Origin of the sequence: Cupriavidus nantongensis, assembly GCF_001598055.1 — a bacterium.
Taxonomy (GTDB): Bacteria; Pseudomonadota; Gammaproteobacteria; order Burkholderiales; family Burkholderiaceae; genus Cupriavidus; species Cupriavidus nantongensis.
This window is the reverse complement of sequence record NZ_CP014844.1, coordinates 2,536,091-2,554,518: the sequence shown is the minus strand read 5'-3', so window position 1 is coordinate 2,554,518 and position 18,428 is coordinate 2,536,091. Positions and strand designations below refer to the sequence as shown.

13 protein-coding genes and 2 pseudogenes are annotated in these 18,428 nt (G+C 63.8%); 6 read left to right on the top strand and 9 right to left on the bottom strand.

Annotated elements, in window-relative coordinates:
- Positions 1–17: 17 nt before the first annotated feature.
- Positions 18–2,955, top strand: a pseudogene (locus tag A2G96_RS11795) (Tn3 family transposase).
- Between the two features lie 58 nt (positions 2,956–3,013).
- Here the strand turns inward: A2G96_RS11795 and dsbD are convergent.
- The 9 genes and pseudogenes from dsbD to cueR all read right to left on the bottom strand — a co-directional run bounded on the left by dsbD (position 3,014) and on the right by cueR (position 10,969).
- Positions 3,014–4,950 (bottom strand): annotated as a pseudogene (gene dsbD / locus A2G96_RS11790) (protein-disulfide reductase DsbD).
- A 190-nt stretch (positions 4,951–5,140) separates the two neighbouring features.
- Positions 5,141–5,317, bottom strand: a complete 177-nt coding sequence (locus A2G96_RS34105) for a P-II family nitrogen regulator (protein ID WP_227311957.1) — start codon at positions 5,315–5,317, stop codon at positions 5,141–5,143.
- Positions 5,318–5,530: 213 nt separating this feature from the next.
- Positions 5,531–6,136, bottom strand: a complete 606-nt coding sequence (gene petA / locus A2G96_RS11780) for a ubiquinol-cytochrome c reductase iron-sulfur subunit (RefSeq protein WP_062799377.1) — start codon at positions 6,134–6,136, stop codon at positions 5,531–5,533.
- Between the two features lie 494 nt (positions 6,137–6,630).
- Positions 6,631–6,879, bottom strand: a complete 249-nt coding sequence (locus A2G96_RS11775) for a DUF2933 domain-containing protein (RefSeq protein ID WP_062799375.1) — start codon at positions 6,877–6,879, stop codon at positions 6,631–6,633.
- A gap of 45 nt (positions 6,880–6,924) precedes the next feature.
- A complete protein-coding gene (locus A2G96_RS11770; RefSeq protein ID WP_062799373.1) occupies positions 6,925–7,227 on the bottom strand; it encodes a hypothetical protein in 303 nt (100 codons plus the stop codon).
- Positions 7,228–7,382: 155 nt separating this feature from the next.
- Positions 7,383–7,625 carry a hypothetical protein gene (locus A2G96_RS32450; RefSeq protein WP_116359830.1) on the bottom strand — a complete coding sequence of 81 codons (243 nt, stop codon included), beginning with the start codon at positions 7,623–7,625 and terminating at the stop codon, positions 7,383–7,385.
- A 120-nt stretch (positions 7,626–7,745) separates the two neighbouring features.
- Positions 7,746–8,003, bottom strand: a complete 258-nt coding sequence (locus A2G96_RS11765; RefSeq protein ID WP_062799371.1) for a hypothetical protein — start codon at positions 8,001–8,003, stop codon at positions 7,746–7,748.
- A gap of 96 nt (positions 8,004–8,099) precedes the next feature.
- Positions 8,100–10,535 (bottom strand): heavy metal translocating P-type ATPase, encoded by a 2,436-nt coding sequence (locus A2G96_RS11760; RefSeq protein ID WP_371558780.1) that lies wholly within the window; start codon positions 10,533–10,535, stop codon positions 8,100–8,102.
- A 5-nt stretch (positions 10,536–10,540) separates the two neighbouring features.
- The gene (cueR, locus tag A2G96_RS11755) at positions 10,541–10,969 is read right to left on the bottom strand and encodes a Cu(I)-responsive transcriptional regulator (protein ID WP_062799367.1); all 429 of its coding nucleotides are present in this window, start codon (positions 10,967–10,969) and stop codon (positions 10,541–10,543) included.
- A 238-nt stretch (positions 10,970–11,207) separates the two neighbouring features.
- Here cueR and A2G96_RS11750 point away from each other — a divergent pair, with 238 nt between their 5' ends.
- The 5 genes from A2G96_RS11750 to A2G96_RS11730 all read left to right on the top strand — a co-directional run bounded on the left by A2G96_RS11750 (position 11,208) and on the right by A2G96_RS11730 (position 18,036).
- Positions 11,208–11,609 (top strand): hypothetical protein, encoded by a 402-nt coding sequence (locus A2G96_RS11750; RefSeq protein WP_062799365.1) that lies wholly within the window; start codon positions 11,208–11,210, stop codon positions 11,607–11,609.
- Positions 11,610–11,679: 70 nt separating this feature from the next.
- Entirely contained in the window at positions 11,680–12,981 is a 1,302-nt protein-coding gene (locus tag A2G96_RS11745) for a TolC family protein (RefSeq protein WP_062799363.1), read from the top strand.
- A complete protein-coding gene (locus tag A2G96_RS11740) occupies positions 12,978–14,519 on the top strand; it encodes an efflux RND transporter periplasmic adaptor subunit (protein WP_062799361.1) in 1,542 nt (513 codons plus the stop codon). Before A2G96_RS11745 ends, A2G96_RS11740 begins: the two co-directional genes overlap by 4 nt.
- Positions 14,516–17,686, top strand: coding sequence for an efflux RND transporter permease subunit (locus A2G96_RS11735; RefSeq protein WP_062799358.1), 3,171 nt, complete (start codon positions 14,516–14,518; stop codon positions 17,684–17,686). Before A2G96_RS11740 ends, A2G96_RS11735 begins: the two co-directional genes overlap by 4 nt.
- Positions 17,683–18,036, top strand: a complete 354-nt coding sequence (locus A2G96_RS11730; protein ID WP_053821791.1) for a copper-binding protein — start codon at positions 17,683–17,685, stop codon at positions 18,034–18,036. The genes A2G96_RS11735 and A2G96_RS11730 overlap by 4 nt, the downstream gene beginning before the upstream one ends.
- Positions 18,037–18,428: the final 392 nt, after the last annotated feature.

Here is an 18,428-nt window from a genome sequence, read left to right as displayed (position 1 = left end):
ACGCTTGGGAGAGCGCGATGGATCACTGGCAACTGGCGTATCTGGGCATGCGGCAGATTCCGCGCGAACTCAGCGAGTTTGAGCTTACCACGTTCTTCACCTTCTCCGCCAAAGAGCGGGCCCTGATCCATGCGCGGCGCAGCCATTTGTACCGCTTGGCCTGTGCCGTTCACATTGGCTTTGTCCGCATGACGGGGCGCACCCTCGATGCCTACAAGCAGGTGCCAAAATTCCTCTGGGCCTTTGTGGGCGCGCAACTCGGCATCACGCCGCCGGACATGGGCACGCTGAGCGCGCTGTATGACGGGCGCACCGATACCTTGGTGGACCATCAGATGCTGGCCTACCAAGCCCTGGGGTTCAGCCCGATGGCAGAGCATCAGCGACGTTACGTGACGCGCTGGCTCAAGGAGCGGCTGGCAGGGCAACCGAGCCGCAGTGACCTGCTGCACGAGTTGAAGCGCTGGCTCTACGAGCATCGCATCCTGATTCCGCATGACCGAGCGCTGAAGCGGCTGATCAGCCAGGCCGGAGAGGCATTCGAGTCGGCCCTGGCTGACGCGCTGGTGCAGGCCTACGGCGAGGTTTCCCTCGATGCGTGGGGTGCCCTGCTACCGCGGCCAGAAAACGACCGGCCGAGCCTACAACAATGGCTGTGGGCTGTCCCGCTACGCAATTCGACCCATCAGATGGGCGAGTTGTTCGACAAGATCGACCGCCTGTACAAGCTGGGCATCCACAGCGGTTGGCCGGCAGCCTGCAATGAGGCGGTGGTGCGGCACTATGCGCGGCGCTGTGCCAACCGCCCGGCGTCGGTCAGCAAGCGGGTCGCGCAACAGTCCCGCCGCCTGGAATCGGCTTGCTTTTTACGCTATGCCTTATGCGCGGCCACGGATCAATTGTCGTCCATGCTGCGGCACTGGATTCGCAAATGCGTCAACGATGCCGGACGCCTAATTGACGCGGGCCGACCGGACCCAGGTACCAAGTTGGGGGAATTCGCTGCCGCCGTCAAAGCGCTGGTCGCAGACGAGACGCAGACAAGGGATGCCCTCTGTCAGCAACTGAGCAATCTGGCTGACGAGGCAGCTGGTCAGCATCTAGCGAGCCGTGCCAGCCTCATCCGCGCGCAACTCCTGTCGCGACACAGGCTATCCCGTGCCTTGCTGGGCAGACTGGTTCATCTGCCATTTGCGGCACAGTCGGCCCACCCGGTGATCGAGGCAATGGAGGTACTGCGCAAGCTCTATGCGCGCAGGGCCGACTGGCTCCCTGATCGGGTGATGGTTCGATTGGGACGCGCCTGGCAGCCAGCACTAGAGGGCTTGGATCGCAAGCGGGCCCTGGCCGCCTTCGAGTGGGGGACGCTGTTTGCCCTGCGGGTGGCGCTGCGCAATGGCTCGGTCTTCCTGGACCACAGCTTCGCCTTCCGCAGTCAGGCGGCCCTACTCATCTCCAAAGAGGATTGGCAAGCCCGGCGTAACCATTTCTACGGTCATCTCAAGCTGCCGCAGGACGCCAAGGCGTTCCTCGATCCTGTGGTGGCGCACCTGGACGCGGGGCTCGCCAGGTTGCGCGATGCAGTCCAGCGTGGGGAGCTGAACATTGATAGCGCCATCCATATCGATCCGCTCACGGCAAAGAAACCGGAAGCCTCTGTGGAGGCGCTGCGACGCGCGCTGTTCGAGCGGCACCCCGGTGGACAATTGCCCGAAATCCTGCTGGAGATTGACAGCAGCACCCACTTCAGCTGGCTCCTGCTGGGTCGGGAACCGCATTCGCGCAGCGAGCTGCTGATGATCTACGCTGCAGTGCTGGCGCACGGCACCTCAATGTCGGCGGCGGACCTCGCACGGATGGTGCCGGAGTTGTCGCCCAGCGCGATCCGGCAAATGATGCATCGCATCGCGGACGAGCGCAAACTGCGCCAGGCCGCCGATGCCGTCCTGATCTTCATGCATCAGCACCCGATCGCCCAGCACTGGGGGCGCGCCGATCTGGCGTCGTCGGACATGATGTCGCTGGAGACCACGCGCACAGTCTGGCGGGCACGGGCTGATCCGCGCCGGCGCACGGCATCGATCGGTATGTACACGCATGTCCGGGACCGCTGGGGCATCTTCTATGACCAGCCGATCCTACTGAACGAGCGGCAGGCCGGTGTCGCCATTGAGGGCGTCATCCGCCAGAGCGGATCGGAAGACGTGGCACAACTAGCGGTCGATACCCATGGCTACACCGATTTCGCCATGAGCCTGTCCCGGCTACTTGGCTTCGATCTCTGCCCGCGGCTTGCCCACCTGCGCGATCGCCGCCTGCATGTGCCCAGGGATCACGAGATACCGGCGGAATTGGCTGCGGTGGCGGACGCGGATGTCCGGCTGGTCTTGATCGAACGTGCCTGGGACGAACTGGTCCGGATCGCGGCATCGGTGCAAAGCGGGGCAATGTACGGCAGTGCAGGCCCTGATGCGTTTCGGTGCAGCGGCGAAAGGTCAACCCATCTATGAGGCTGGCGTGCATCTCGGGCGGCTGTTTCGCACGATCTTCCTCATCGACTATTTCACCAATCCCGCGTTCCGCCATGAGATGCAGCATGCCTTGAACCGCGGCGAGGCGGTCCACACGGTGCAGCGGGCCATCCACTATGGCAAGATTCCGTTGGAATTGACCCGGCACGATGCGTCGCTGGCGGCGGTGTCGTCGGCTCTGACCTTGTTGTCCAATGCCGTGATGGCCTGGAACACGCTGCACATGCAGCGCGCGCTGGACGCGATTGAGGCCATCGGCGGCGAATCCATGCGTGCCGAGGATTTGCGCCAGATTGCGCCGACTCGTCTGGAAGGCATCAATTTGCGTGGTACTTTCGATTTTCCGATTGCACGTTACGCCCATCGGCTGCTGCCGAGTGCGACGAGCACGCCGGACTCACCATCGCAGTGGCGCACTGCATAGCCCATTTTTTTTCGGATTGTGCCGTTATCCTCGCGGGTTGGAGTCGGTGATGTCATCCTTAGGGCCTGCCTTCCTTACCGAAGGCGCGCTCGAGGCTATCAAGGAAACGCGATGCGGATTGATAGCCGATGACCCGCACCGGGCTCTCTCGCCCATCGGCGCCGAACAAGATGATGCCGGGCGGCCCGAATAGGCCGAAGCGCTTTAGCAACGCCTTGTCGTCGGCGTTGTTTTGTGTCACATCAGCTCGAAGTACGACAACCCCGGCCAACTGCGTCTGAACTCCGGGATCGCTGAAAGTCGTCTCCATCTCCTTACAGCTGACACACCAGTCGGCATAGAAATCGAGCAGTACCGGCTTGCGGGCCGCAACGGCCTGCGCCAGACGTGCGTCGAGCTCGGCCACCGAGCGGATCCGCGCGAAGTGCACCACCGCGTGGTCGGCGGCGGTGGCTGGCGACGACTGGCGAGTGCGCAGGTGCGACAGAGGCTGCAGCAGATCCCGCCCGCCCGACGCCAGCCCGACCAACAGGATGGTTCCCGCCAGCGCGGCGATCAGGCCCAGGCCCTTGCCCAGCCGGGCCACGCCATGCGGTTTGGGGCCAAGCGAATCGAAGGCGCCCAGGAAAACTGCGGCGATCAGCAGCAGAGCGGCCCACGTTGCCATCACGGCCCAGGGTGGCAATAGCGGGGTGATCACCCAAGTTCGCCTCGCCCAGCAGCAGAAAGCCAAGGCAACGCTTGGTCACCTCCAGCCAGTGCCCGGCGCGCGGCGGGAGATTGCCGGCGGCGACGCCGGCCAGCACCAGCGACAACCCCATGCCGATCGCCAATGCGAATAACGCACCGCCTCCGGTCATGGCATCACCGGTTCGTGCGAGATAGGCGAGCGTGCTCGATAGCGGCGCCGGCATGATGCGCGCGACGGCCAACGCGGACATCGCCCCCAGTGCTGCGGCAGCCCGACGATCCAGCTGCTGTGCGGATGTCGTCGATCGGGGCTGCCGCAGCAGCGCGCGGAGCCCGAACATCGATAGCGCCAGGGCCACGAGCAACGTGGCGAAGGCCCCGAGCGCCCAGGGCGTCAGCAGCCCTGTCAAGACCCTCTCACCGAGCCACCCGGTGGCCATGCCGACGCCGGCATAGGCTACCGCCGAGCCGAGCACGTAGTCTAGCGAGATGATCAGCGCACGGCTGCGTGTCACGTGCTCGCCCACGACGATGGACCAAAGGATCGGCACCATCGGCAGCACGCTCGACGTGACCGTCAGCAGCAGGCCGAAGCCGAGGAAGAGCAGCGCGATTGCCCCAAGCTGGTGGCTGGTCAGCGCGCGAATGATGCGGTCGCCGTCATCGCCATGTGGCACGATCTCCGGTATCGCATGCCCGCCCTGGTATTCGCCCGCTCCGGGAGAGGTTACTGCAGTCGGTGGCACAAGCATCGCCATTGGCGTGCCACCCTCGCGCTTATCAAATAGGCCCGCCGAGCGGGCTGCCGCCCACCTTGTATACGCTCTCCATCGGTGGATAACAGATTCCCTTGTCGGCGCAGCCTTGCGATGTCACGACCAGCGTCCATTCGCCATCCGCAGGAGTGACCTCCACTGGCACGCGAATCTTGACGCCACCATGGTAGATCTCCATCTCCTTGCCAAACGCCTCGTCGTACTTAACCTGCCCTGGTGGAAGCACAGGTGTACCGAGCTTCACCCCTGCCGGCCGGGCAGCAAAGGCGAATCGCTCACGGTAGAGGTGATAGCCGTCCGCGATGTCGAAGTGCACCTCGATGGCGTGTTCGTCGAGTTGCCGGGCCGCAAAGCGCAAGGCCCGCTCAGGCGGCAGAAGATCTTCCTCGCCCACGGCGCGGGAAACGCCAGCGGCGCCCGCGATACAGAGCCACGTGACGAGGAGCAGCCCCAGGAGGAATTGCCCCGGAGCCAAGCGCCATACTCGCCCGGTGTCGCCCGTACGCGCCACTGCCATGCCAGTTTGCATAGCCCACCTCTGGAACTGAATTACCGGCCACGCAATGCCGCGGCTCGTGCCACTTGCATTCCGACCGGTGCCACGTGCCGCCGCAACTCCGTTCAACGGGCATCGTTATCTGGCCCTGCGGCCGATCTGTGCCTCGCCGCATTCATGGGCGCTCATCCCCGCCGGCACCCAACGCACCAGCCGATTCGGGTCATTCGGCTGTATCCACTGACGCTCCCGGGGGAACGTGTAGATGCAAGAACCTCTCGACGGCGATTACCGCCACAATCCCGGCGCCTGGCACGGTCGATTGTCCTACCTCGATGATCGCTTTGGTGATGGCCTCGACGTCGCTTTCCTCCGCGAAGATCTCGATCTTGGTGTGCACGGGTGGTCAGATCGCTCGAGAAGAAATTCCGATACTCGCCGTACCCCTTGACTTTCGTTGCGGTCAATCCGGGCGCGTGGACGGTTGCGAGGCGCTTCTCCAGCTTCTCCAAAAGCTCAGAGGGCACGATGGCAATAACACATATGGTACTCATGGGCGCCTCCTTGACAACGCAGGGTTGGACGATCAGCAGTGCACTGTCGGGGTAAGTCATCATCCGGTTCCATTGCGATCCTGGCCGATCACCAGACGGGTTTCGCCTTGATACGCGTGCGGTGGGATCTCCAGATTGAGCGGCGCTGGGACGTTGCGGAACACGCGGCCGGCCAGGTCAAACTTGGAACCATGGCAAGGGCAAAAAAAGCCACCAGGCCAGTCATCCCCCAAGTCCGCCGCGCCGACGTCCGGGCGATAGGTCGGTACGCATCCCAGATGGGTACAGATGCCTACCGCCACAAAGAAGTCCGGGCGGAGCGAGCGTGTCGCATTACTCGCATACGCGGGCTGCTGGTCCTTCTGGGACAGGGGATCGCTCAACAGGCGATCGTGCCTGCCCAGACGCGCCAGCATGTCGCGGGTCCGGTGCAGTATCCAGACGGGCTTGCCGCGCCAGGCGACGGTGACGAGTCCCCCTGGCTCCACGGCGCCGAGCCTCACATCGACGGGCGCGCCCCGCGACCTTGCGGCGTCGCTTGGCGCCATGCTGGCCACGAATGGCACCATGGCGCCGACCAGGCCTACGCCTCCCATGGCGCCGGTGGCCAGCAGAAGCAATCGGCGCTGGCGTGCGCTCTGTGTGTCTGCCGTCGGATTGTTCATGGCGATTTACTCCAATCCCGGGGGGGCATGTGGCCAGCAACGTGACTGGCTGCCCAACCGCTCACTCCCAGAGCTTGCCCAATAGCTGCGCCCATTGGCAGCGGCCCGGCAAGAACACGGGCACCCGCTTGCGATACGCCTCATAGTCCGCCGCGAAGCGGTGGGCCAGGTCTTGCTCTTCCTGCCTTGCAAGCATCAATTTCCCACAAGGTTGCCGAGTCCCCTTGCTTCGCCATGGCAGGAGGGCACGCACTTGCCCGTCTACTTCAGGCGCTGCTCCCCAGCTTGCACCCGGGCTAGCAAAGACTGAACCCGCCCATCATGCGTTGATGCATCACGAGCATGCCTACCGCGCCAAAGGATGCAGCACGCCGATGATGGCGAACACGATCAAGAGGACTCTCCATATCAACGATTTGTTCACGTGTTACCTCTCTCTTCGTTGGCGGCCCGGGTACGCGTCCGCCATGCGTGCCAATTGCTCTGCCGTCCTGTCACTCCTTGATTCGAAATGGATGGGGCTTCTGCTTTGGCGCTTGCTCGGTCATTCCGCCCACTTGATCGTCCTGCGCGCTCATGCTCTTCATCATCAGCCACATCGACAATGGGCAGATCAAGAGCAGGAGATACGGCCCAATACCCAGGACAAGCGCTCGGACCGGCGGCAATAGGGCATAGGCGGCTGCCAGCATTGCCGCCAGAGCGATGCCTGCGGTGATCATTGCTTTCGGATTGCATTTCATGGTGGTGGTACTCCTTTTCAAATGGTTCGGATCTGGACAGCGTCCTTACTTCGTCGGTGGCGTCTGGATCTTGTCCGCGTACTTGCGCATGATCTCGCCCATCGCCTGCATCATGTCCGCATGCATCTGCATCGAAAGCTTCTCGTTGCCAGGTGGCAGGCCCATCATCGGGCAGCTTCCCATCATGCCGCCGCCCATCATGTGGTCCATCATCATGTCGTGCCCCTTGTCCTGTGCACCCGTCTTGGCGCTTTCGGCGCCACGGGTTGCACCGGCCGCTGCGGACCAGCCGCTGGCGCCAAGCATCACCACGGCTAGGGTTGCGGCTACTAGTGATTTCGTATTCATGGCGATCTCCTTATCGATCGCGATTCAATGACCACGCGCCAATCCAGTACCAGACAAGTGGGCGGGCAGACAGTCAGTCCGGCTCCCTCAGGGCGGATGCCAGAGGCCGGATTGCACGGATGCATGCTTTGCCTGGTCGGCCGAAGCACCCTCAGTCACTTGGACTCGGAAGGCCCCATCGGGCTGCCGCCGCCGGTCGACTGGGAATCCATTTGTTTCATCATTGCATTGCAGCGCGCCAACATCGATGCCTGAGAGGCTGATGTACTGGAGGTCGCCGCAGGGTGTTGCGCTGCAGTGCGCGCGCGATTGATGACGTCCCAGTCGGGACCCGCGAGCGCCTGCGCGGTCGCGACGGCGAGTGAAATGAGAACGAGAGTCTTGAGAGTGGAATGCATGATGATCTTCCCCAGTATTCGGTTTTGTCTGGCTCAACCGCAACGGGTCAGAGCACCCACGCTCGGGTAGAGCCACCAAAGTCAAGCACGTGGCCGAAGTGGGCCACGCGTAGGGATAGATCAGATGCGCAAGCGGGCCGTTGCGAGATAGACCGGACCAGGCGAGTTGTTCGCGCTGTCAGCCGTGTGGAAGATGCGGAAGGTGTATGGCGTGGGCGGCAGAACGTGTTCAAGCCCAGCCATAGTCGGCAAGACACCGAGATCGGGCCCGTGACCGTTGCTGTCGGCCCAGTGCCGACCGTCCTGTTGATGGTCAGCGCACAAGGCCAACAACAGCAGCGCAAGCAAGCGAGTGAAGGGGCTGCGGCTATGCTTCATGAATCACGCCAGCATTTGTCCTAGTCTAGCCCCCCGATCTGGGCAGCAAGGCAAGGAGACACGGGTTGGTAGAGTCGAATTCACACATGACAATAGCTACGCCACGCGGCGTCTGAGTCGTAGCGCATTGGAGATCACTGAAACGGAACTCAGGCTCATGGCCAATGCCGCGATCATCGGCGACAGCAACCAGCCGGTGAACGGGTACAGCAACCCCGCCGCCAGCGGGATACCCAGCGCGTTATAGATAAAGGCGAAGCCCAGGTTCTGCCGCATGTTGGCGATAGTGGCCTCGGAGAGTTCGCGTGCTCGGGCGATACCGCGCAGATCGCCCTTGACGAGGGTCATCTGGGCGCTGTGCATCGCCACATCTGTGCCGGTTCCCATCGCAACGCCCACATCGGCCTTTGCCAATGCCGGCGCGTCGTTGATGCCGTCGCCCGCCATCGCAACCACGCGGCCTTCCCCTTGCAGCTTCTCGACGAGCGCCAGCTTGTCGGCCGGCTTCACTTCGCCATGAAACTCGTCGATGCCCAGGCGACCGGCTACCGCCTTCGCCGTGACAGCGCCGTCACCTGTCGCCATCACCACGCGGACCCCGGCTTGCCTGAGCGTCATCAGAGCCTCGGGCGTGCTGGCCTTGACGGGGTCGGAGACGGCAAGCAGACCGGCCAATGTTCGATCTGCCGCCAGATACATGACACTGGCGCCTTGCTGCCGCAGGGTATCCGCCTGAGACGCCAGTGGTGCAACGTCGACCTGTTCCTGCTGCATCAGGGCGGTGTTGCCCAGCACGAGCTGGTGGCCACCGACGCGGCCGCGTACCCCCATGCCCGTGTCCGAGGCGAAATCCTCCGCCTTCGCCAGGGCCAGGCCGCGCTCACGCGCGGCGGTGACGAGGGTCGCGGCTAGCGGATGTTCGCTGCCCTGGTCGAGGCTCGCGGCCAAACGAAGCACCTCGGTTTCCGTGAACGGATCGACACGATAGGCCCGTTCAAAACTCGGACGGCCTTCTGTCAGCGTGCCGGTCTTGTCCACGATCAGGGTGTCGACCTTGCGGAATTGCTCGATGGCCGCCGCGTCCCGGAACAGAATGCCCTTGGTCGCGCCATTCCCGCTGGCCACCATGATGGATGGGGTGGCCAATCCCAGCGCGCAGGGACAGGCAATGATCAGTACAGCCACCGCATTGACCAGGCCAAAGACCCAGCTCGGCTCGGGGCCGAAGACGCCCCAGGCGAAGAACGTGAGCAAGGCGATGGTTACGACCACCACCACGAACACGCCGGCGACCCGGTCCGCCATCCGCTGCATCGGCGCCTTGGAGCGCTGTGCCTGGGCCACCATCTGCACGATCTGCGACAGCACCGTCTGGGCGCCGACCTTTTCTGAGCGCATCACCAGGCTGCCCGAGGTGTTGATGGTGGCGCCGATCACGTGGTCGCCGACGCGCTTGGAGACGGGCAGAGGCTCACCGGTGATCATCGATTCGTCGATGGCGCTGGCCCCTTCGTTCACGACGCCATCCGTGGGCACCTTTTCGTCGGGCCGGACCCTCAGGAGATCGCCGACATGCACGTGCGTGAGCGGAATATCGGCCTCGCTGCCGTCCGGATTGAGGCGGCGTGCCGTCTTGGGGGCCAGGCCGAGCAGCGACTTGATGGCTGCCGAGGTCTGCGAGCGCGCCCGCAACTCGAAGATCTGGCCGAGCAACGTCAGCGAAATGATGACGGCCGCGGCTTCGAAGTAGACCGCGATCCGGCCGTGCATGAGAAAGGCGCGGGGAAACAGCTCTGGGGCAACGGTGGCGGCGACGCTGTAGACGAACGCCGTACCCGTACCCAGACCGATCAGCGTCCACATGTTCGGGCTGCGGTTTCGGAACGACTGGAGGCAGCGGACGTAGATGGGCCAGCCTGCCCAGAGGACCACCGGTGCGGACAAGACGAGTTCCACCCAGCTTTGCGTCGCGGGCTCCAGCACCCCGAGGCGGTCCCCAAGCATCACCAGCGACACGACGGCGATCGTCAGCGGCAAGGTCCACCAGAAGCGATGGCGAAACGCCGCGAGTTCGGGATTCTGGTCGTCGTCGAGGCTTGGCATGAGCGGCTCGAGTGCCATGCCGCACTTTGGGCACGTCCCGGGATGGTCCTCGCGGATTTCGGGGTGCATCGGGCACGTATAGGTCGTGCCCGGCGCCGTCTCGCCTTCATCGGGCGCCGAAACGCTTGGTGTCTCGACATAGCGCGTCGGCTCGGCCTCGAACCGCTTCTGGCAGCCGGCACTGCAGAAGAAGTATTGTGCCCCGGCATAGCTTGCCTGGTATGGCACATCCCGCATGACCGTCATTCCACACACAGGATCGCGTGCACTGGCCCCACAGACGGCAGCGCCGTGACTGGTGGAATCATGGTCTCGTCGATTCGGCGCATTTCCGCTGCCGTGCCCTACGTGCTCATCGTCTCGCGCTGCTGCCATCGCGTGATGTGAGGCAGGGTCGAGAGATTGCCGTTGTCGATCGCTCGTGGTCATCGCGCTCACTGCCTGGTTGCACGTACTGCCGCTCGATGTTTCGGCGGTTCGCCGCTGAACTCATCCAGGATCGGGCATTCGGGGCGGTCATCGCCTTCGCAATGTCGCGACAAGTACAGGAGCGTGTCACGCATGCTGGACAGTGAGGCAATGCGGGCGTCCAGCTCCTGGATTCGCTGTTCCGCAATCGCCTTTACCGTTGCACTCGCGCGCCGTTTGTTTTGCCACAACCCGAGCAACTCGCGGATCTGGGCCATCGAGAAGCCCATCGCCCGCGCTCGCCCAATGAAGCGCAGGGTATGAATGTCAGCTTGACCATACACCCGGTAGTTCCCCGCGCTGCGTGCGGCTGAAGTCACAAGACCAACGCTTTCGTAGTAGCGGATCATCTTGGCCGAGACGCCGGATGCGCCGGCGGCTTGTCCAATATTCATGATGTGCTCCTTACCTTCAATCCCTGTTGTCTCGGACACGCAACTTGAGCAAGCTGCGGGGTGGATGGCATCCAGGGTTCGATGACTCAACGATAGACCTTGCCCCGGTGGGAAGGTCAAGGACACGATCCTTCGGAAACTTGGGCCACGTTGCGAGAAGACCCGGGGCGAAAGGTCCGGTTGCATTACCCGCAAAAGACAGTATCCTTGCGACTATCACGCCCACCGCAAAGAACTCTTGCGTCACTCGGTCCGCCGGCATCCCTGGTTCGCCGGCCTCCTTCTCGTTGTGTTTCTGACAGTCCAACTGGCAGCGGCCGCGTACGCCTGTACCGGTAGCCGCTATCAGGTGGAAGGCAGCGGCACGACGGCGGCAATGACCGAATCCTGTGCCGATATGGCGGCTGGCGGTAGCGACCAAGGCACTGACCAGAGTGCGCTCTGCCTGGCGCACTGCCAGGCAGATTCCAAGAGCGCGGACCATGTTTCACCGCAGCTTCCGGCCTTCCTGCCAGTGCTGAAGAGCGTCGTGGAACCCACGCGCGTGGTCACGGCCGAGGTTCGCATCGCGCTGCGCGCCGAGGTCGAGGCGCGCGGCCCGCCGCCCCTGAACATCCTTCACTGCAGTTTTCAAACGTAGCCTCCAGATCGACGCCCATTCGGTGCTGCCCAGCTAGACTCGGGTAGCTGTCGTCGTTCACGGAGGCTTTATGCTTTTTCCTCGTCGCCTGACGCTGGCGCTGCTTTGCGCGCCTGCCTTCAGCATGGCGGTGTCGCATGCCGCGGCTGCGCAATCTGCCCCTTCTCTTTCCCTCGAGGAGACCGTCGCGCTCGCGACCACTCACGCCGGCGATGCCGAATCCTCGCGAGGCGCCGTCGAGGCAGCCGTGCAAATGGCGGTTTCCGCCGGCCAATTGCCGGACCCGGTGCTCAAACTTGGACTCAACAACGTCCCCGTGACCGGGCCGGACCAGTTCTCGCTCACGCGGGATTTCATGACCATGCGGTCCATCAGCGTGATGCAGGAATTCACGCGCTCGGACAAGCGCCGCGCCAAGGCGGCGCGCTTTGAAGCCGAGGCGACTGCCGCCGAGGCGCAGCGCGCGGTCGGACTGGCCAACGTGCAACGGAATGCCGTCGGTGCCTGGCTCGATCGGTGGTATGCCGAGCAGACCGGTGTCCTGCTAGGCCATCACGGCCATCCCCTGGACCTGGCGCTCCAGGCGGCGACCGCCGCCTATCGCAGCGGGCGTGGCACGCGTGCGGATGTCTTGGCGATGGAGCTGGAAGTCCAGAAGCTGCATGACCGCCTCGACGAAAACCGGGCCGCCGTAGCCACCGCCATGCTTAATCTGCAGCGCTGGGTCGGGCCTGCGGCTAACCGCACACTGTCGCAGCGCCCGCCGCTCGACGTACCCCAGAGCATTCAGCAACTGGCGAAAGACGAATTCGACGCGGTTCCCGAGATCGCGGCGGCACGGCGCGACGTGGCCCTGGCCGAGTCGGAGATCCAGGTGGCAACGGAGGCCAGGACACCAGATGTGACGGTCGAGCTGATGTACAGCCAGCGCGGCCCAGCCTTCTCCAACATGGGGTCGATCAACGTCAGCTTCCCGGTGCCCTGGGACCGGGGCAATCGCCAAGACCGCGACGTCGCTGCCCGGCTGGCACAGGCCAATGAAGCGCGTGCCAAGTCCGAAATCATCCGGCGCAATACCCAGGCCATGGTAGGCGCCAAACTTGCCGAGCTGCAGCGCAACCTTGAGCGGCTCCAACGCTACGACGAGAAGACCTTACCGCTCGCCAATCAGCAGGCGGAGGCAGCGCTCACGGCATACCGGGCCAATACCGGATCGCTGCTTGCCGTCGCCGAGGCCAACCATCGCGCCATCGACACAGCGGTGGAGCGGCTGACGCTGGAGGCCAGGACGGCAAAGCTGTGGGCCGACTTGACCTTCCTGATCCCGCTGCCTACCGCGCAGACCGAGCCAGCCACCAAGGAACGCAAATGAAGAAACCAGTCATTGCCGCGGTCGCCGGCGTCGTTGTCATCGGTGCCGCCCTCTATGGCGCCTACCACCTCGGCGTCATGCGCGGCACACAATCTGCGCAGACGGCCGCGCCAGGCGCGGCGTCTGCGCTCAAAGCAGGCGACACCGATCCGAACACTGGCAAGAAGATCCTGTACTGGCACGATCCGATGGTACCCGGCCAGCGTTTCGACAAGCCAGGCAAGTCCCCTTTCATGGACATGCAGCTCGTGCCCGTTTATGCGGATGGGGATGCCGGAGGCAGCGGAGGCAGCGGCGTCACGGTCGACAGCCGTGTCGCGCAGAATTTGGGCATCCGCACGACTGAGGTCAAGGCGAGCCGGATGAGCGCCGTGCTCGAGGCACCTGGCAATGTCGCCATTGACGAGCGCAGTGTCCAGGTGATCCAGGCGCGGACGAATGCCTTCGTCCAGCACGTAGCGGTCAAAGCGACCCTCGACCCGGTCCGGCGCGGCCAAGCACTGGTGACGCTGTACTCGCCCGATTGGGTGGCCGCGCAAGAGGAATATCTTGCCGTGTCCCGCATGGCCGCGGGTGGCCAATCCGACCTGCGCAGCGCGGCCAAGGCCCGCATGCTGCAGGCTGGCATGACCCCCGGCCAGGTCAGCACCGTCGAATCATCCGGCAAGCTCCAGCCTACTCTTGGCATTGTGAGCCCCGTCGACGGCCTTGTGACAGAGGTTGCGGTCCGGGAGGGCATGACTGTGTCTCCTGGCATGACCCTGTTTCGCCTGGCCGACCTGAGCCAGGTCTGGGTGATTGCCGAGGTACCGGAGGGACAAGCCCACGCCATCGCTCCGGGCCGGGCGGTCAAGGTGTCGCCGACCGGCGCAACCGAGTCAATCGTTGGCAAGGTCGATACCGTCCTGCCCGATGTCAATCCGGCCACGCGAACCATCAAGGTGCGCATTGTCCTGCCCAACAAGGGCAGGCACCTGTTGCCGGGGATGTTCGTGACGGTCCGGTTTGACAGCGGTGATCAGAAGGAATTGCTGATGATTCCGCTGGAGTCCGTCATCCGCACCGGCCAGCGCAGCATCGTCATGGTCGATGCGGGCAAGGCCGGCTTTGTGGCAACCGAAGTCAAGACCGGGCGCGAGGCCGCCGGCATGGTCGAGGTGCTGGACGGGCTGAAAGCGGGGCAGAAAGTGGTCACCTCCGGGCAGTTCCTCATCGATTCGGAAGCCAGCTTGCGTGGCACGGCCGAACGCATGAGCGCCACGACAGCGGCTTCCGCGCCGGCTGCGGCTGCGCCCGAGCACGAGGGCGTCGGGCGCATCGAGGCCGTGACGCGCGAAGGCCTGACCATCTCGCACGGGCCGATTCCCTCGGCACAGTGGGGCGCGATGACCATGGATTTCGCCGCGCCGCCTGCCGGCCTGCCGAAGGGGCTCAAGACCGGCGACCGCATCCGGTTCCGCTTCCACCTGGACAAGGATGGCCTGGCGATCCTGTCCGCAGTCGAGCCGGCCGGCACCACCCAGGGGGCCAAGCCATGATCGCCCGGCTCATTCTTGCTTCCATCCGCAACCGTTTCCTGGTCCTGCTGGTCACGGTCATGCTGACCGCCTGGGGACTGTGGGCCGTGCGCAGCACGCCGCTCGACGCGTTGCCGGACTTGTCCGATGTGCAAGTGATCATCCGCACGCCGTTTCCCGGCCAGGCGCCACAGATTGTCGAGAACCAGGTCACCTATCCACTGACCACGACCATGCTGTCGGTCCCGGGCGCCAAGACCGTACGCGGCTACTCGTTCTTCGGTGACTCGTTTGTCTATGTGCTATTCGAGGACGGCACCGACCTGTATTGGGCGCGCTCCCGCGTGCTGGAATATCTGAACCAGGTGCAATCCCGCCTGCCCGGCGCCGCCAAGCCGGCGCTGGGGCCGGACGCCACCGGCGTCGGCTGGATCTACGAGTACACGCTGGTGGACAAGACCGGCCAGCACGACCTCAGTCAACTGCGTGCGCTCCAGGACTGGTTCTTGCGCTTCGAGCTGAAATCGCTGCCCAATGTTGCCGAGGTCGCGTCCCTCGGCGGCATGGTGAAGCAGTTCCAGGTCGTCCTGATGCCGGACCGGCTACGCGCCTACAACCTGTCGCAGGGCAAGGTGCTTACGGCGCTCAAGGGCGCCAACCAGGAAACCGGCGGCTCGGTGCTGGAATTGGGCGAGGCGGAGTACATGGTCCGGGCCAGCGGCTACCTGAAGACGCTCGATGATTTCCGGCAGATCCCGCTGGTGACCAGCGACGCCGGCATCCCGGTGCGGCTGGGCGATGTCGCCACCGTCCAGCTTGGTCCCGAGATGCGGCGCGGCATCGCCGAGCTCGACGGCCAGGGAGAGGTCGCCGGCGGTGTCATCGTGATGCGCTCGGGCAAGAACGCGCTGGAAACCATCGAAGCGGTCAAAGCCAAACTCGCCACGCTGCAGAAGAGCCTGCCGGCAGGCGTCCAGATCGTCACCACGTACGATCGCTCCGCCCTGATCAACCGGGCGGTGGAAAACCTGACCCACAAGCTGATCGAAGAGTTTATCGTCGTCGCGGTGGTCTGCCTGGTTTTCCTGTTCCACCTGCGCTCCGCGCTGGTTGCCATCGTTTCATTGCCGCTGGGTGTGCTGGCCGCGTTTCTGGTCATGCGATACCAGGGTGTCAATGCCAACATCATGTCGCTGGGCGGCATCGCCATTGCCATCGGCGCCATGGTCGATGCCGCGGTCGTCATGATCGAGAACGCGCACAAGCATCTCGAGCATTGGCATGCGGATAAGCCCGGCCTGGATCTCACCGGCCATGAACGCTGGAGCGTGATCGGCGAGTCGGCGGCTGAGGTTGGACCGGCGCTGTTCTTCTCGCTGCTGATCATCACGCTGTCATTCATTCCGGTGTTCACGCTGGAGGCGCAGGAGGGCCGACTGTTTTCGCCGCTGGCCTTTACCAAGACCTACTCCATGGCCGCGGCGGCGGGCCTCTCCGTCACCCTGGTGCCGGTCCTGATGGGCTACATGATCCGTGGCAGGATCCCCACGGAGCAGTCCAATCCCCTCAGTCGGTGGCTGATTCGCGCCTATCAGCCAGTGTTGGCCAAGGTGCTCACCTACCCGAAGACCACTGTAGCGATCGCGGCAATTCTGCTCGTCGCGACCGCCTGGCCGATCATGCGAATTGGCGGCGAGTTCATGCCGCCTCTCGATGAGGGTGACCTACTCTACATGCCGTCGGCGCTCCCGGGGCTGTCCACCGGCAAGGCAGCGCAGTTGCTGCAGCAGACCGACCGCCTAATCAAGACCGTTCCCGAGGTAGCCACCGTGTTTGGCAAGGCCGGCCGCGCCGACACGGCGACCGACCCGGCGCCCATCGAGATGTTCGAAACCACCATCCAGTTCAAGCCGCGCGACCAGTGGCGTTCCGGCATGACGACGGACAAGCTGGTGGAGGAGCTCGACCGCGTGGTGAAGGTGCCCGGCCTGTCCAATATCTGGGTGCCGCCGATCCGCAACCGCATCGACATGCTCGCCACCGGCATCAAGAGCCCGGTCGGCATTAAGGTGGCGGGCACCGACCTGAAGGAAATTGACCGACTGGCCACGAGGATCGAGGATGCTGTCAAGGCGGTGCCGGGCGTCACCTCTGCACTCGCCGAACGCCTGTCCGGCGGGCGCTACGTCGATGTCGACATAGACCGGATGGCCGCCGGGCGATATGGGCTCAACATCGAGGATGTCCAGAGCATCGTGTCCTCGGCCATCGGTGGCGACAACGTCGGGGAAGTGGTCGACGGGCTGGCGCGCTTTCCGATCAATGTGCGTTATCCACGGGACTACCGCGACTCGGTGGAACAACTGCGCAGCCTGCCCATTGTCACCGACCGTGGCCAGCATATCACGCTGTCCGACGTGGCGCGCCTCCAGGTGGTGCAAGGACCGCCGATGCTGCGCAGCGAAAACGCCCGCCTGTCGGGCTGGGTGTACGTCGATATTCGCGGACGTGACCTGCGTTCGGCCGTCCAGGACATGCAGGCCGCCGTGGCCAAGGCGGTCCCGATGCCAGCGGGCTATTCCCTCAGTTGGTCGGGTCAGTTCGAGTATCTGGAGCGGGCCACCGCGAAGCTGAAGGTGGTGGTGCCGTTCACGCTGCTGATCATCTTCGTGTTGCTGTACCTGGTGTTCGGCCGTCTCGATGAAGCGCTACTGATCATGGGCACGCTGCCGCTGGCGCTCATCGGCGGATTCTGGCTGCTTTACTTGCTGGGCTACAACCTTTCGGTAGCGGGGGTTGTCGGCTTTATCGCCCTTGCCGGCGTGGCAGCCGAGTTCGGCGTCATCATGCTGCTCTACCTGAAGCAAGCCTGGAGCGAACGCGAGGGCCGAGGCGAAACCAGCGTGTCCGCATTGCTGGACGCCATTCAGGAAGGGGCAGTGCTGCGGGTCCGCCCCAAGGCCATGACCGTCGCTGTCATTCTTGCCGGCCTGATTCCCATCATGTGGTCGCATGGCACCGGCTCGGAGGTCATGCAGCGCATTGCGGCTCCGATGGTTGGCGGCATGGTCACCGCGCCATTGCTTTCCCTGTTTGTTGTGCCGGCGGTGTACTTGCTGATACGCAGACGGCAGGCCGAATCTGTCTCACTTTCCACCCACCCCTCACTCCCGGAGGAATCACAATGAAATACGTCAAAACTCTTGCCATCATGGCTGCTCTCGCTGCCACACCGGCTGCGTTCGCGGCAGGGTCGATGGACGGCATGGATATGAAGGGCATGGACATGAAGCCGTCAGCCGAAACGAAGCAGGCCCCCCACCCGGTTGCGGCAGAGGTAAAGAAGATCGATGCGAAGGCAGGGAAAGTTACCCTCAAGCACGGCCCGATCGAAAATCTCGGCATGTCCGCCATGACCATGGCGTTCCCGGTCAAGGATCGCGCTTCGTTGAAGGACTTCAAGGAAGGTGATGCGGTTACCGCCGTATTCGACACGGTCGACGGCAAGCCGACAGTCGTGGACATGCAGCGCAAGTAAAACTCAGGCGGCACCACCGCTCGCATCGGGGCAGTGTGCCGCCTGCCATGGCCAAAATCCTCCGTCACGCCGCTTCGGTAGACCTCCGAATGGCGTCGTCGGGATCGAAACCGCTTTCCATGAACGTTCGGCCACAGTGAGCCGCCCACCCTTCGACCTGCCACGTGAAGTCATCGTTGTCATCGTGTTTGCCGTGGCGTTCACGGTGTGTGCTACAGGTTCGCTTGCCTGGCATTTTCGTCGCCAGATGCGCATCAAGCGCGGCCTCGAGAATGACAGATCAGGTTCGTCCACGCGACGTCGCATAACTTCAAGACGGCGCAAATAGTCCTGTCAGATCCCACCTGAGCATTCATGCTGGATGCAGCTTGCGAGCCGGTTTCACCAACGAG

Excerpts from the sequence above, each read along its gene's own strand:
- A2G96_RS11730 (WP_053821791.1), top strand. The coding sequence starts at position 17,683 with ATGAAATACGTCAAAACTCTTGCCATCATGGCTGCTCTCGCTGCCACA.
- A2G96_RS11740 (WP_062799361.1), top strand. The coding sequence starts at position 12,978 with ATGAAGAAACCAGTCATTGCCGCGGTCGCCGGCGTCGTTGTCATCGGT.
- A2G96_RS11765 (WP_062799371.1), bottom strand. The coding sequence starts at position 8,003 with ATGAAGCATAGCCGCAGCCCCTTCACTCGCTTGCTTGCGCTGCTGTTG.
- A2G96_RS11775 (WP_062799375.1), bottom strand. The coding sequence starts at position 6,879 with ATGAAATGCAATCCGAAAGCAATGATCACCGCAGGCATCGCTCTGGCG.
- cueR (WP_062799367.1), bottom strand. The coding sequence starts at position 10,969 with ATGAATATTGGACAAGCCGCCGGCGCATCCGGCGTCTCGGCCAAGATG.
- A2G96_RS11745 (WP_062799363.1), top strand. The coding sequence starts at position 11,680 with ATGCTTTTTCCTCGTCGCCTGACGCTGGCGCTGCTTTGCGCGCCTGCC.
- A2G96_RS11770 (WP_062799373.1), bottom strand. The coding sequence starts at position 7,227 with ATGAATACGAAATCACTAGTAGCCGCAACCCTAGCCGTGGTGATGCTT.
- A2G96_RS11760 (WP_371558780.1), bottom strand. The coding sequence starts at position 10,535 with ATGACCACGAGCGATCGACAACGGCAATCTCTCGACCCTGCCTCACAT.
- petA (WP_062799377.1), bottom strand. The coding sequence starts at position 6,136 with ATGAACAATCCGACGGCAGACACACAGAGCGCACGCCAGCGCCGATTG.
- A2G96_RS11735 (WP_062799358.1), top strand. The coding sequence starts at position 14,516 with ATGATCGCCCGGCTCATTCTTGCTTCCATCCGCAACCGTTTCCTGGTC.
- A2G96_RS32450 (WP_116359830.1), bottom strand. The coding sequence starts at position 7,625 with ATGCATTCCACTCTCAAGACTCTCGTTCTCATTTCACTCGCCGTCGCG.